This window comes from Paenibacillus agri, assembly GCF_013359945.1.
Taxonomy (GTDB): Bacteria; Bacillota; Bacilli; order Paenibacillales; family Paenibacillaceae; genus Paenibacillus_AQ; species Paenibacillus_AQ agri.
Genome location: NZ_JABWCS010000196.1, coordinates 55,449 through 70,213, shown reverse-complemented (window position 1 = coordinate 70,213; position 14,765 = coordinate 55,449). Strand labels below are relative to the sequence as shown.

14 protein-coding genes are annotated in these 14,765 nt (G+C 50.3%); 3 read left to right on the top strand and 11 right to left on the bottom strand.

Features of this window, described 5'->3' with window-relative positions; genetic code table 11:
* Positions 1-10: 10 nt before the first annotated feature.
* Positions 11-1,462, bottom strand: a complete 1,452-nt coding sequence (gene pdxR, locus HPT30_RS06790) for a MocR-like pyridoxine biosynthesis transcription factor PdxR (protein WP_175370670.1) — start codon at positions 1,460-1,462, stop codon at positions 11-13.
* A gap of 104 nt (positions 1,463-1,566) precedes the next feature.
* Complete coding sequence (locus HPT30_RS06785) at positions 1,567-2,358, bottom strand: adenosylcobinamide amidohydrolase (protein ID WP_246316962.1); 792 nt, start codon at positions 2,356-2,358, stop codon at positions 1,567-1,569.
* Between the two features lie 193 nt (positions 2,359-2,551).
* Here HPT30_RS06785 and lplA point away from each other — a divergent pair, with 193 nt between their 5' ends.
* A complete protein-coding gene (lplA, locus tag HPT30_RS06780) occupies positions 2,552-3,553 on the top strand; it encodes a lipoate--protein ligase (protein ID WP_175370669.1) in 1,002 nt (333 codons plus the stop codon).
* Positions 3,554-3,665: 112 nt separating this feature from the next.
* Here lplA and HPT30_RS06775 read toward each other — a convergent pair whose 3' ends face one another.
* Positions 3,666-4,379 carry a metal-dependent hydrolase gene (locus HPT30_RS06775; protein ID WP_175370668.1) on the bottom strand — a complete coding sequence of 238 codons (714 nt, stop codon included), beginning with the start codon at positions 4,377-4,379 and terminating at the stop codon, positions 3,666-3,668.
* Between the two features lie 269 nt (positions 4,380-4,648).
* Between HPT30_RS06775 and HPT30_RS06770 the strand changes: the two genes are divergently transcribed.
* Positions 4,649-5,452 (top strand): Cof-type HAD-IIB family hydrolase, encoded by an 804-nt coding sequence (locus HPT30_RS06770; RefSeq protein WP_175370667.1) that lies wholly within the window; start codon positions 4,649-4,651, stop codon positions 5,450-5,452.
* 61 nt (positions 5,453-5,513) lie between these two features.
* Here HPT30_RS06770 and HPT30_RS06765 read toward each other — a convergent pair whose 3' ends face one another.
* The 8 genes from HPT30_RS06765 to HPT30_RS06730 form a co-directional block, all read right to left on the bottom strand.
* Positions 5,514-7,274, bottom strand: a complete 1,761-nt coding sequence (locus tag HPT30_RS06765; protein ID WP_175370666.1) for an ABC transporter ATP-binding protein — start codon at positions 7,272-7,274, stop codon at positions 5,514-5,516.
* A 46-nt stretch (positions 7,275-7,320) separates the two neighbouring features.
* Positions 7,321-7,902 carry a GNAT family N-acetyltransferase gene (locus tag HPT30_RS06760; RefSeq protein WP_175370665.1) on the bottom strand — a complete coding sequence of 194 codons (582 nt, stop codon included), beginning with the start codon at positions 7,900-7,902 and terminating at the stop codon, positions 7,321-7,323.
* Positions 7,903-8,346: 444 nt separating this feature from the next.
* A complete protein-coding gene (locus tag HPT30_RS06755) occupies positions 8,347-9,060 on the bottom strand; it encodes a 5'-methylthioadenosine/adenosylhomocysteine nucleosidase (RefSeq protein ID WP_175370664.1) in 714 nt (237 codons plus the stop codon).
* The gene (locus HPT30_RS06750) at positions 9,057-10,184 is read right to left on the bottom strand and encodes an iron-containing alcohol dehydrogenase family protein (RefSeq protein ID WP_246316961.1); all 1,128 of its coding nucleotides are present in this window, start codon (positions 10,182-10,184) and stop codon (positions 9,057-9,059) included. The genes HPT30_RS06755 and HPT30_RS06750 overlap by 4 nt, the downstream gene beginning before the upstream one ends.
* Positions 10,185-10,204: 20 nt before the next feature.
* Positions 10,205-10,861: a methionine ABC transporter permease gene (locus HPT30_RS06745; protein ID WP_175370662.1), complete on the bottom strand. Its 657-nt coding sequence runs from the start codon at positions 10,859-10,861 to the stop codon at positions 10,205-10,207.
* Complete coding sequence (locus tag HPT30_RS06740; RefSeq protein ID WP_175370661.1) at positions 10,858-11,880, bottom strand: methionine ABC transporter ATP-binding protein; 1,023 nt, start codon at positions 11,878-11,880, stop codon at positions 10,858-10,860. Before HPT30_RS06740 ends, HPT30_RS06745 begins: the two co-directional genes overlap by 4 nt.
* Positions 11,873-13,087, bottom strand: a complete 1,215-nt coding sequence (locus HPT30_RS06735; protein ID WP_175370660.1) for an aminotransferase class I/II-fold pyridoxal phosphate-dependent enzyme — start codon at positions 13,085-13,087, stop codon at positions 11,873-11,875. The genes HPT30_RS06740 and HPT30_RS06735 overlap by 8 nt, the downstream gene beginning before the upstream one ends.
* Before the next feature lie 111 nt (positions 13,088-13,198).
* Positions 13,199-14,047, bottom strand: a complete 849-nt coding sequence (locus HPT30_RS06730; protein WP_175370659.1) for a MetQ/NlpA family ABC transporter substrate-binding protein — start codon at positions 14,045-14,047, stop codon at positions 13,199-13,201.
* 248 nt (positions 14,048-14,295) lie between these two features.
* Here HPT30_RS06730 and HPT30_RS06725 point away from each other — a divergent pair, with 248 nt between their 5' ends.
* Positions 14,296-14,751 (top strand): S-ribosylhomocysteine lyase, encoded by a 456-nt coding sequence (locus HPT30_RS06725; protein ID WP_175370658.1) that lies wholly within the window; start codon positions 14,296-14,298, stop codon positions 14,749-14,751.
* Positions 14,752-14,765 lie beyond the last annotated feature (14 nt).

Genomic DNA, 14,765 nt, shown 5'->3' with positions numbered 1-14,765 from the left:
CAGCACCCCTTCATCCCATTAATTGCCGCGCCGTTCTTCCAATGATTTCGATTCCTTTGACAATATCCTCATCCGCCACGCGGGAGAAGCCGATCCGCATCGTATGCTGCCCGCCGCCATCGGTATAGAACATCTCGCCTGCCGTAAAAATAACCCCTTGCTCACGGCACGCCTCAAGCAAAGCTCTTGTGCTAAAGCCCTCTGCAAATGCCACGAACAAATGCATTCCCCCGTCGCCCGTCAACGTTTGGTACGGAACATGCTGCTTACAGCATTCCAAGGTCAGTTCATATTTCCGTTTATATTCCGCTCTGGCTTTTTTCAAATATTTCTCCAGATTGCCGTTGTACAAATATTGATAGAGGATCGACTGATCCAGAGTAGAAGTATGAATGGTCTGTGCCCGCTTAAGACTCTCCAGATAATAGATCAGTTCCTGATCGGCCAGCACCCAGCCTACCCGAAGCCCCGGAAACAGCACTTTGGAGAAGCTTCCAAGATAAATCACACTGTTGCCTGCACCAGCCGTGGCAATCAGCGGCGATACATGTGAACCCGAATAACGCAGCTCTTCATTGAAACCATCCTCAATTACCGGAATATCGTATCTCGCCATCAGCTTCATCAGGCCCTGTCTTTTCTCAGGAGACATGACAATCCCGGTCGGATTATGGTACGAAGGCACGAAGTAAGCACAATCATACTCTCCCTCATCTAATGCCTTCTCCAGTTCACCCAGGTGAATGCCGTCCCGTTCCATCGGAATGCCCTTGATCCCGAAGCCGTGCAGTTTGAGATTCTTGATCGCTGTGTGATGCGTGGGATTCTCGGTCAGGACCTGGCCACTCTTCCGGTTCAGGGCAGACAGCACAATATTGAAACCTTCCGTGAAACCATTGGTGATCAGGATGTCCTTGCCCTGCATATCCACGCCTTTGTGCTCCATATATTGGTGCAAATAATCAATCAACGGTTTGTAGCCCTTGGCGTAGCCGTAGTTCAACAGGACATTCCCCTCTACGGCCATACGGTCCATGAAGGCCCGCTTTACATTGTCCAGATCGAACAGACTCTCATCCGGTGCGATGCTGGTAAAAGAAATCGTACCTTTGTCTGCGCGAATACCGCGCTTCATAATATCCAGTTCTTCCGCCAGCATGGCGTGATCGTTCAGATGTTTCTTCCAGTCCATGGTGCGGGAAGAAACAGTAACGGTACCAGGTGCAGTAGAGGCTACATAGTTGCCCTGCCCTTTAATGGCGTAGACAAACCCATCGTCCTCCAGCCCCTCATACGCGGCGATTACAGAGTTGCGACTGACTTGCAGCAGCACGCCCATCTCACGGGTGGACGGCAGCTTCTGGCCGCTTTGCAGCGCACCTTTTATAATTAAGTGCTTCATATAGTCTTTGATTTGTATATATACCGGTCGTCCGGCAATGAGCTTGAAATCCTGAAACATCCATCATCGCCCCCATAGCTATCATGGCACACTTAGCAGGGTAAAAAAAGAACCACGGCCCCGGATTTTTCATCCAGTCGTGGTTCTTAGCGGTTCTAGTTCTCTTATCCGTCTTTCCTTGCCTGCATAGATTGCAGGCTAGTCGTAACTGCTCCATAGACCAGACGTCCGATCGCACCGCCCAGATCGGTGGCTGTGCCAGCGTAGACATGTTCAGCGCGGTATCGCCTGCTCTGACTCACGCCCAGCACAATAGCATCTGTTGGCGTACCCGTCGCGGTCAGGCCATTCTCGGTGTCGACGATTCCGAGATCGGCCAGAGCGGCTGCCTTAGCTTCAACGGCTGTCATTGCGGCATTAACCATCGCGGCAGGCGACAGCTGCCCGTCAATGCCCAGCATGATGTTGATCGTACCTGCCCGGTAAGCCTTCAGCACAGGGCGCACTACTCCGGCACGGGCAGCATTGCCCGCTGCTGACGTTACACAGCAGAAGATCGCAGCAGAGCCGATATCTTCTTCAGCAATCGCAGCAAGCTCCAGTGGCACGGCTGTCATCAGCCCTGCGCAGCCCGCTGCTGGATAACCCCATTCCCGCAGCTTGTTCTCCATATCCCGTACCGGATCACTGCATTCGTAGTCCTGGTTGACGAACAGGTTCACTGCCCGTGTCAGACGAATCATGCCTCCGCCGTATACAGCACTCGACAGTCCGTCCACCTCGGATGGGAATGCCAGCAGCAAATGGTCTTCCTTCCGCTCCAGAGTCAATCCTGGAAAGACCAGAGAGTCATATTTTGAGGTGTTCTCTTCATTCATAAAAGGCGACTTTACTGTACTAGCGACAGTTCCTACTCTTGCTTCACTCATTACTCTAGCTTCTGTGGTATCACTCATGCTCTCCTCGCCCTTTCCTTCATCGTGTAAGCCAATGCCCTCATTATTACGCCAGAGCCGGAAGTCCGTCAAATGGTTTTCAGCCCGCCGGATGGATTTCATTGGATTCAGCTTTGGGATTTTTTTGTGAAATCCCTGCTTTTGGTTTAAAATAAAGGCTGTATTCAATCATGCTGCAACGGAGGAACAAGCCATGCTTTTTATCGATAACACGGGGATTACGGATGCATCCATCAATCTCGCGATTGAAGAATATGCGCTCAAGCATTTGCCAATGGACGAGAGCTATTTGCTCTTTTATATCAACAGTCCGTCTATCATTATCGGCAAGCATCAAAATACGATCGAAGAGATCAATCAGGAATACGTGAAGGACAATAACATCCAGGTTGTTCGTCGTTTGTCTGGCGGCGGAGCGGTCTATCATGACCTCGGCAATCTTAATTTCAGCTTCATTACTAAGGATGACGGCGAGTCTTTCCTTAACTTCCTGAAGTTCACGCAGCCGGTCATCGACTACTTGCGGAGCATGGGCGTCAATGCCGAGCTCAGCGGACGGAACGACCTGCAGGTCGGGGAGCAAAAAATCTCCGGGAATGCCCAGTTCTCCACACGCGGACGGATGTTCAGCCACGGCACTCTAATGTTCGACCTTAATTTGGAGGATGTACAAGCTTCGCTGAATGTTAATCCGGAGAAGTTCAAATCGAAAAGTACAAAGTCAGTCCGCAGCCGTGTAGCCAACATTAAAGATCTGCTAGGGACGGATATGACAATTGAAGAGTTCCGCAGCGGTCTGCTGCGCTCAATCTTTGGGATGGAGCCTTCCGAGGTGCCACAGTACAAGCTCGAGATGGATGACTGGGTGAAGATCAACGAAATTTCCAAAGAGCACTACCAGAACTGGGATTGGAACTACGGGTTGTCACCAAAAAGCAACGTTAAACACACGCGCAAGTTCCCTGCTGGAATCATTGACATCCGGATGGATATTGAAGATTCCTACATCAAGGATATTAAAATTTACGGCGACTTCTTCGGTGCTGGCGATGTGGTAGACGTCGAGAATGCACTTCGCGGCAAACGTTACGAGCAGGTCGAGGTCAGACAAGCGCTCGCGGAGCTGGACTTGAAGCATTACTTCGGACGGATTGAACCGGAGGAGTTCTTCGGACTGGTTTTCCTGGAAGAATAGATTCCTTACTTATAAAACAAATCAATAAGGCTCTATCACTGCACCGCGCAGCGAAAGAGCCTTATTGATTGTATGTATTGTTGCAGCAATATCGCTGCGGACCCGTAGTTCCTTACGGAGAAAGAATGAAAGCATAGATTACTAGTACTAATGTAAGTAAAATACAGACATTCTCTACTGCACTGCCCTTCTTCGTGCCAGTGCTCATCAGCCTCAGACGTAGCTTGAAGGGTAGCGGCGGCAGCGGGGTAATCCCGCGCTGAGTAACAGAGTCTGCTAACAGATGCAGTGCATAGGACAGTCCTCCAGCGATCCACAGGCTGCCGCCGTCATTCATGCCAAGGGAAGCGAAATACAGCAGAGCGCCCCATCCGGCCACGCCGTACAGCGTGTGCGTTAGCCCACGATGCGGGACAACGGATGACACGATGAGTATGCAGGCCGCGATATAGTTCCATGGATCATAGGCATCTGCGAATGCTACCAATCCCACGGCAATCAATATCATGACAAGATGCCTCAGTCTGCGTCCCGGCAGGAAAGAAACACTGCCAACAAGTAGAGCCAAAGCAATGTTCCAAGGCGGCTGAGCCAGACCGGCAAAATAAAGATAAATAGCTGCGCCGATCAGCGCTACCTGAAGAATCCGCAGTACAAACTCAGGAATAGCCTTGCGAACCAATAATGAATTAGGCTCATCAATATCTGGCATAAGCGAGCTTACCGCCGCCACCGCAATGGCCGGAATGGTAATCTCATAGCCAAGTAGGTTCATAACCGACAGGGTAACCCCGGTGCTAATGATTAAATGGGATTTGCCCATCATATGAGAACCGCCCCTTTTCCAAGATGTAAATGAGAACAAATGTGCGGTTATCGAAGTATACCAAGACCCTGTCAATTTGTCCAGCACGAACCCTGAAATGTCCTGTTCCATAAAGGTTCTCCGGCAGTTTTGGCTTGTTCTTACTCCTGTTTTAGGATACAATTTGGACAACTTGTCTTACTCTATAAGACAACTTTCAATGCCAGGCATCAGTACCCATTTGATCTGATTGTTATAACCAGAAAGAAATAAGGAGAGAGAAACCATCCATGTACAAATTGATTGCGATCGACATTGACGACACCCTGATTAATGATGACAAGGAAGTTACCCCGGCCACACAGCAAGCGCTCGAACAAGCTGTTGCCGCAGGCGTAGTAGTAACACTAGCCACTGGACGCGCGTATGCGTCGGCCCAGGCCATTGCCCGCCAGACCGGACTTAACGTGCCGATCATTACGTACCAGGGTGCACTCGTGAAGAACCTGCTCGACGAAAATGTATTGTATGAACGTTATGTTCCGCAGGATGCCGTTCGCAAGCTGTTCGAATACTGTGTGGAGCATAACTTGCATCTGCAAACTTACATTGATGATAAACTGTATGCCCGTGAAGAGAACCAGAAGCTGATCGACTACTCCGCTTTGAACAATACCCGTTACTACATCGAACCAGACTGGGAGAAGCTGGTACCCGAAAAAACACCAAAAATGCTCATCATCGACGATCCCGATTTCCTGGATGAGCTGGCGCCAATTCTGCGTGAGCTGCTGGGAGATACCGTGCACATCACCAAATCCAAACCTTATTTCCTGGAAATCATGCATCATGAAGGTACCAAGGGCTTGGCTCTGGAATTCCTGGCCGGCCATTTCGGATGCGATCTGTCCGAGACGATCGCTGTCGGCGACTCCTGGAACGACCATGAGATGCTGGAAGCAGCAGGCCTAGGCGTAGCTATGGATAACGCCATTCCGGCACTGAAGGAAATCGCCGATTTCATCACCCTCAGCAACAACGAGGACGGCGTCAAGCATGTCATCGAGAAGTTCATTCTGCAGACTGCAAATTAACACAAAGAGTGCCGCACAGCCGTGTTGTCTTCACGGCGTGCGGCACTTTTTGCATATACATTCAGTGACCTGTTGACGAAAGCATCGCTTCCTTCATCTGGCCTTCTTCCTCTTCTCGCTCCAACTGTGAATAGTACAACGCATGGTATCTGCCACCTGCCGACAGCAGCTCCTCATGATTGCCGCGCTCCACGATTGAACCGTTCTCCATGACCAGAATCAGGTCAGCCTGCTGAATCGTTGAGAGACGGTGAGCGATGACGAGCGTCGACTTGTCGTTCATGAGCTTGCGGATGGCCTGCTGCACCAGCTTCTCAGATTCATTATCCAATGCAGCCGTAGCTTCATCCAGCAACAGAATAGGTGCATCTTTCAGAATCGCTCTAGCAATAGATAGTCTCTGGCGCTGTCCCCCTGAAAGTCTGGTCCCTTCCTCACCAATCTCTGAATCCAGTCCTTGCGGCAAAGCCATAACGAAGTCGTAAGCGTTCGCCTTACGCAGTGCCTCCAGAATCTCCTCATCGCCGGCATCCAGTCTGCCATTACGAATATTATCACGGATCGTGCCCGAGTATAGACCAGAATCCTGCGGGACATAGGCAAAATGACTCCTCAGCCTGGACAAGCTGATTTCCCCAATAGGCTGTTCGTTCAAGGACAGTTCACCCTTGTCAGCATCATAGAAGCGCAGCAGCAGCTTAAAGAGTGTGGACTTCCCACCGCCGCTTGGCCCAACAATCGCGATTTGCTGCCCACGTATAAGCTCCAGGCTCACTTGGTTCAGACTTTGTATCTCCGCACCGGGATATGTAAAGGACACGTCAGACAGCTTCATATTCTGGAAATTTGGAGTTTTGGTCTGCTGCTTCGATTCCTCAAAAGAATCCACCTCAGCCGGCACATCCATCACCTCAAAAATCCGTCCCGCGGCACCCAAAGATTGCTGCATGGATGCCACCAGCCCAGGCAGAGCTGAGAACGGGTTCACCAGATAGTTCATCAGCTGGATGAAGGCCAACATTGCTCCAACTTCGAGCGAACCTTTAGCTACAAAATAACCCGCTATGACCAGCGCCAGCAGGAAGGTCATGTTCCCCAGGAGAGAGGAGACCGCAGACGTGGCCCCTTCGATGGAGCCGCGCTTCAGTTCTCCGGAAGCGATGTTCTCACTGTGCTTGCGGTATTGCTTAAACAAACGAGGTTCAATAGAGAATGACTTGAATACCATACTGCTGCCCAGAATGTCATTTAGAAACGAAGTCGTCTTGCCCATATTCTGCTGTAGCTGTATGCTGTTGTTGCGCATCGCTTTACCGAATACTTTCCCGGTTAGGAACATTAGCGGCCCCATTGCAAAACAGATCAGCGCCAGCAGCCAGTGAATATACAGCAAATACGCGAAGGCCGCGAGTGCCAGCAGCGGATTACGCAGCAAGCCGATTATCACCTGTCCGCAGGCCTCGCCGACGGATTGATTATCGTTCGTGAACCGGGACAGCAGGTCGCCAGAATGATTGCGGTCAAAATAAGACTGCGGCAGCTTCAGCGTATGTTTCATCATGTCTTGGCGCAGTTCATTTCTGATTTTGGCTGACACATTGTTTTTAAAATAAGCATCCGCATAACCATTGACCCCGATGCCAGCCAGCATGAGCAGCCCGATTCCAATTACATTTTTCAGTCTATCCACATCGAAATGAACAGCAGCATCTGTCACTGCCGACAGAAACCAGGCAATCATTAGCTCAAGGGTGATACCCATCAAGGTGGTTATAATTAATATGAAATAAATAAGCTTGTGCCTGAGCATGTACTTACTCAATCGGGAAAATACCCCCTGCTGCATGACTACAAGTCTCCCTTCCATTCTAAAATTCTGTTCCCCGCACCTTGGCGTACACCTTACTGTCATGTAATTCTCCGTTCATCGCCCGTCGGTTTCTTCGTAAAATCCCGTCCAGCGTATAGCCTGCGCGTTCCGCCACCGCCGCACTTTTCAGATTGAGGGCGCTGCAGCGAATCTCAATCCGGTTCGCTGCCAGCTCCCGGATCGCAAAGTCTGTTACCCCGTTCACCGCTTCGGTCATGTACCCTTTGCCGGCGCAGCTGCTTCTGATCCAATAGCCAATTTCAAAATTGCGAATGTCCCAATTAATATTGTGCAATCCGGTGCAGCCGATAAAACGGCCAGACACTTTGTCAAAAATACGCAGGTGCATTTCTATGCGCTTCAGAAATTCCAGCCGTGCTTCACGCGTGAACTTCTCCGACTCCTCCAGACTCTGCAAAGTCTGAGCAAACGGCATCCAAGGCTTCAGCAGCTCCTGACTTTCCACAAGTGCTTCATGCATACTGGCGCCATCCCCCCACAATGGAGCACGGATCAGCAGCCGTTGCGTCTCAAAGCTTTCGGGAAAATCAAGCAAGATTGGGGCTTGTGATTCTGGCATTATGTAATCCTCCATTTCAATTGATTTTAATACTAAATAGATTGAACCTAGGATTTTCACATGGGCTAAGGTCGTCATTGCGGAAAATGTTTGGACTTTCGGCCGCTGTTGTCTCCAGATTTCTTGGGATTGTACCGCTATTTGCGGATGAAATCTGGAGAGCTTACGCTTCCGATGCGAGCTTTCCTTCGGAAAGCTTTCAGGCGGACGCTATCGCTCCTACAGTTCCAAAATTCCCCTCCATTCCGCTCGCCTTATGTTATTTTTTTGTTCAGTCTATATAAATATGTAAACCTTTTCACGCAGGTACATCGATTATAACGGGAATTCACTCCCGAGAATACTACTAATTTTGTATATATTTGGGACACAAAAAAAACCGCTCACACGCCAGGAGCATTTCCCTGGGTGGAACGGCAACGTTTTATACAGGCATATTTTATACTACAAAGAGCTTTCAGGTTCATACAAAGTCAGAAATGCCTCAACGACTTCCGCGGAATTCTTCGCGGCCAGATCCACGTTGGAGGTGAACAATTCAGCAGCTCCTGCGCCCACATTGTCAGAGATCCCGCGAACCGAAAAGAAGGGAACCCCAAATTGATAGGCGGTTTGGGCTATGGCCGCGCCTTCCATGTCCGATGCCTTGGACTCCGGGAACCGTGCTCGGATGGAGACAGCAAGCTCCGAATGTCCGATGAAAGAATCCTCTGTGGTCACAAGTCCCGTCACGACGCTCCGCTCACTATTGATGAGGGCAGCTCCTTCCAGCGCCAAGGCTACCCATTGCTTATCCACCGGATATGAAGCCGGCATCTGCGGAACCTGTCCGTAGACATAATTAAAAACAGTAGCATCCACATCACTGTAGGTAATTTCCTCGGCAATCACTACATCGCCGATCTGGAGGCTCGGATCCAGTGCACCTGCAGCACCGATGTTGATAATCAGCTCGACCTGAAACCGTTCCAATAAAATGGTGGTGGTCATTGCCGCATTGGCCTTGCCGATCCCTGATTGTACCAGCACAACATCCTTCCCCTTAAGACGTCCGGTGAAGAAATTGCTTTTGGCCACTACCAACTGCTGAATATCCTCCAAATGTGATTTAATCAATGCCACTTCTTCTTCCATCGCCCCGATAATTGCGATACTCATGTCATTCCCGCCTTCTCCATGTTGGATTTCACTCTGTAACCTGTTGTATAGATCTCAAGCTGCGCTATTGCATCTGCTACTTCTTCTGCTCCGATGTGACCCGGCATTCTATGAATCGAGGCCTCCTGCACCGTTGCCCGTTCCCCGATCTTTAGCCAATCCTCACGCTCCAGATGCCCTAGTCCCATGTCCCGAAGACAGGCGGGCAGACCCAACTGCTCATAGAATGGCAAAAGAAAATCTATCTCCGTCCGGTTATCCTCCAGCGCAAGCTGCACAAGCACTCCGTAAGCCACTTTATTCCCGTGCAATTGCCCATGAGCTTCCGGTATCGCCGTTAGAGCATCATGAATGGAATGGGCACCCGCTGTGCGGCCGTAATCCTCGCCGAAGCCGCCCACAAGGCCAGCAACCATAATAATAGTCTCGACAATCCGTGTCAGGTCCTCATTGGCATATCCTGTTCGCAGGGCTTCAAGAGCAGCTTCGCTGTGTTTCAGCAGATGCTCCTTGCATTTTCGTGCTGTGTACCAGGCCAGCTCCACCTCTACCGGAGGGGAAGTCATGCCCCGAATGATAACATCGGCTTCGTACCATTTGGCCAGGGTATCTCCAATACCAGCGATAAGCAGCTCCGGTGGCGACTGCGCAATGACCTGCGGATCGAGCAGAACCAGCGCATTGCTGTATGGAAATACATCCATACTCACAAAGCGTCCCTGATCGTCATACATGACGCTCAGGGACGACCATGCCGCACAGGTCGAGGCCAGTGTGGGCAAAATAATCGCAGGAAGCCGCAGCGCGGCAGCTGCGCTTTTGACAAGATCGCTTATTTTACCGCCGCCTACGCCAATAATGGCTTGTACTCCACGTCCTGCAGCTTCAGCCACAATTCCGTCGCGCTCCGGATAGGTGCATTCCCCGCTGTACGCGTACAAGTGGACCTCCGTCGCCTTCAGCTCTGGCAGAAAGGGCTGCGCCGCACTCCATGAATCCCGGCCATGCACAATCAATACTGTACGAATGCCTCTTCGGCCCAAGTGCTGCTCTAAGCTCCCCCAAGAACCCGGTCTGCAAATGAATTCTTGCGGTGCAGCCCGTACTATAATTTCCGGCTTCAATCCTTCGTCCGCCCTGCTCATTAGTTACGTCGAGCCTTGCGAGCCAGCACGTTGCCAAGAGACTGAATGCCCTGCACGAAAATAATCAAGATAACTACCGTAACGATCATGACAAACGTATCAAACCGTTGATACCCGTAGGAAATGGCCAAATCACCGATGCCGCCTCCACCAACCGTACCCGCCATGGCCGTAGCCCCAATCAAACCGATCGTAGCCGTTGTCATGGTCAGAATCAGCGACCCAAACGCCTCCGGCAGCAGAAAGTGCCAGATTACCTGGAAAGTCGTTGCTCCCATAGCCTCCGCCGCCTCCAGAATGCCCGGACTGACTTCAAGCAGAGAATTCTCCACCAACCGTGCGATGTACGGGGCAATATAGACGATCAGCGGCACAATAGCCGCACTAGTACCAATGGAAGTATGTACGACCCAGCGTGTAAACGGAATAATGGCGACCAGTAATATAATGAAAGGAAGAGAACGCACAATATTGATCACCGGATTCAGTATCGAGAAAACAAATTTATTTTCCAGAACGCCTCCAGGCCGTGTAATCACCAGTACAATACCAAGCGGAATCCCAAGCAAGGCGCCGAAGAACAAGGAGAAGCCCACCATAACGACCGTTTCCCTCAAGGCACCGAAAAGCTGATCTGCCGTAATCACCGTATTCATACTTTATCCACCTCCGTAATCTCAACACCCTGACTCAGCAAATAGGATGCAGCCTGATCAATTGTGCCGTTATCCCCATTCATCTGCAAAATCATCGTTCCCAGCGTTGTATTCTGAATTTCCGTCATATTGGCAAATAGTATATTCACATTGACCTCATGATTGCGAATCAAATTGTTGATGACAGGCTCGGATGCCGCACCACCAACGAATTTGAGCCTGAACAGCCGCCGTCCGCTTTCTGCTTTGAGTGTATGGATTACACTTTGCGGCACACTGTTGTGAATCACTGTTTGTACGAAGCTCTGCGTCGTAGCATGACGTGGATTACCGAAGACCTCCAGCACGTTGCCCTGCTCGATGATCAGCCCCTGCTCCATCACGGCTACCTTGTTGCAGATCTGCTGGATGACCCCCATCTCATGAGTAATGATCATGATCGTGATGTTGTATTCCTCATTGATCCGCTTCAGCAGCTCCAGAATGGAGCTTGTCGTCTGCGGGTCCAGTGCCGAAGTCGCTTCATCGCACAGGAGAATGGACGGATTGCTGGCGAGCGCCCGGGCGATGCCGACCCGTTGCTTTTGCCCGCCGGACAGTTCCTTAGGGTAGCTTCCAGCCTTGTCGCTCAGCCCTGTGAACTTCAGCAATTCTGTAACACGCTCACGGATCTCCTCTTTGCCCTTCTTCAGCAGCACCAGCGGAATAGCAATATTATCGAATACGGTCTTGGATTCCAGCAGGTTAAAATGTTGAAAAATCATGCCGATCCGCTTCTTCACCTGACGCAGCTCGGAGGGACTGTATTGGTCAAGCGGTTCCCCGTCTACAAAAACCTGGCCGCTGGTCGGCCGTTCCAAATAGTTCACGAGTCGGATCAGTGTGCTTTTGCCGGCTCCGCTGTAGCCGATCACCCCGTAAATATCCCCTTTTTCCGCGCGGAGACTGACCCCTTTCAGTGCCTGAATGGATTGTCCTTTGCGCTCGAACGATTTATGGACATCTCTAAGCTCAATCATGCTGCACGCCCCCTGACTGCACTGCTATACCCGATTCTTTGAAAATACCTGTCGCCGCAATCCGGTCAATGGCTTCGCTCAGCCTCTCCTCGCTGTTTACCAAGCCGACCCTGACATAGAGGTCTCCCTGCTTGCCAAAGCCCTCTCCCGGCGCCACTGCAACATGAGCCTCTTCCAGCAGACGCTCCGCAAAAGATTCTGCCGTGTACCCTTCCGGCACTTTGAACCACGAGAAGAACGAGCCCTTAGGCGCTGTAACGGCCCAGCCGATTTCCCGCAGTCGTTTCACCAGAAAGTCACGCCGCTGCTCATACAAGGCCCCGAGCTGCTGTACACCCTCTTGCGGACCAAGCAGCGCAGCAGCAGCAGCATCCTGCACCGCCCCGAAAATCGTACTGTAAGCCTGAGTATGATAGTGCTTGAGCGCTCCGATGACCGATGCATTCCCTACCGCGAAGCCAAAGCGCCAACCTGCCATGTTATATGTCTTGGAAGCCGTGTACAACTCCACGCCGTAATCTTTGCCCCCAGACTGCTGAAGGAAGCTCAGCGGCTTGTGACCATCGAAGCCAAAGGCACCGTAAGCAAAGTCATTCAGCACCGGAAACTTGTGCTTTGCAGCAAACGCCAGCGTCTGCTCAAAAAATTGTTCCGTAGCAACCGCACCTGTCGGATTGTTAGGATAGTTCAGCATCAACAGCTTCACCTTCCGGGCAATCTCCTCAGAAACACTCTCATAGCGGGGAAGAAAACCATCCTCTTCATAGACGGGTATCGTCTGAACTTGTGCTCTTGCCAGAATTGCCGCAGCGAAATAAGGCGGGTATGCGGGATCCGTTGTCAGCAGCAGATCGCCGGGGTTCAGGAGGCTTTGCGGAATGCCTACTACACCAATCGCCGAACCGTTGAACACAGCGACCTCCGTCTCCGGGTCAAGCTCTACATTGTATTCCCGCTTATAAAAAGCCGCTACGGCCTCCCGTGCGCTTCCTTTGCCGTAAAAAGGCGGATATCCCTGATTCAGCGGCTCTTCGACCGCTTCTTTCAGGACTTCGATAATATGCTGCGGGGTCGGCTGGTCCGGCGTTCCACTTGCCAGATCAATAACGTCAATCCCCTTGCTGCGGTATAATGCAATCTTGTCGTTGAGCGCACTGAAATAATTATTAGGTAATTCGCTGACTACATTAGAAGGTCTAAAGTCCATTGTTTTACACCTCTTTAGCAAAGTTCGGTTTAGGTAATCGTCATTCTGTCTGCCCAACAAACAGGAGGGTCTGCCACTTCTCCGTAAAGGAATGGCAGACCGGATCAGTTATTATTTAAAGTAACTAGGCAGCTTGTAACCCTCATAGACCGGGTTCGACTTGATGTATTTCTGGAACTCGTCCGAATGGTATCCTTCAACAATATCCTTAACGAACTGTGCGTCCTTGTTCTTGCTGTCAATGGCTACAATGTTGGTGAATGGATCCGTCATGTTCTCCAGTTGCAGCGCCGTTGTCAGCTTAATATTGTTGGATACAGCGAAATTCCCCTGAATGGCAGCATAATCGACGTCCTCCAGCGCCCGCGGCCCTTGTGCCGGCTCGGTAGCTATGAACTTCAGGTTGTGCGGGTTAGACGTGATGTCCGAAAGTGAAGTTTGCAGCGGATCGATATTATCCTTTAGTGTGATCCAGCCAATATCCTTCAGGACATTGAGTGCACGAAGCATATTAACCGGCTCATTCGGCAAATTGACCTGATTGCCATCGCTCACCTCGTCCAGACTTTTATGCTTCTTGGAATAGAGTCCCATAGGTGGCGTTGGCACCTGTACAGCGCCTATCAGATCAATCTTTTCTCTCACATTGATAGATTGCAGATACAGAGAATGCTGGAATACATTCGCGTCAATCTCACCATTAGCCACAGCCACGTTCGGCTGAATACCATCGGTAAATTCTTTATATGTTATTTGATACCCTTTCTTCTCCAGATAGGGTGCTACTCCATTTTTGAACTGATCACTGTAAGGCCCTGGATTGAAGCTAATTCGCAGCGTTTTCTTGTCCTGGCTAGAAGCATCCCCTGAACCGGCAGCTTCCTTGTTGTTACCGCATCCTGCAATAAAAAGTGCGGCAGCGACGATGATTAGTGCAGAATGAATCCATTTTTTCTTCATTATGATGTTTCTCCCCTTTGACATGATGCTCTTTCCCAACGCAAGACTAGCTCGAATAATACCAAGTAATTGCATCAGATTTAAGTTGTTTCATATGTTACAATGCATTAATATTCGTGTCAACACATTTACAAACATAATCCGTATAATGTACTATGAATAATCGTCTTTTGAATACCTAACTATTTACATCCCTTTCGGGTTGTGATAGTTTGGAATGAAAAGTCCCGAAAGGAAGAGATATAACTATGGCAGAAGTAGAAAGTTTCCAACTAGATCACACCAAGGTGAAAGCACCTTATGTAAGAATTGCAGGTACTGAAACTAATGAGAAGGGCAGCACCATTCAAAAGTATGATTTGCGCTTCCTTCAGCCGAACGAGGATGCCCTGCCAACGGCAGCAGTACACACACTGGAGCACTTGCTCGCAACTTACCTCCGCGATGAGCTGGAAGGCATTATCGATATTTCCCCAATGGGTTGCAGAACCGGCTTCTATCTTATTATCTGGAACGAGCACAACCCTGCCGATGTGGCAGCAGCACTTACCAAAGTCTTGAACAAGGTTCTCGAAACCGAGCATGTTCCTGCTGTCTCCGCTCTGGAATGCGGAAATTACAAGGATCACTCCTTGTTCAGCGCTAAAGAATACGCCCGTATCGTACTGGATGCCGGCATCAGCGACGATCCATTCAGAGCCTAAGACAGAAGGGAACT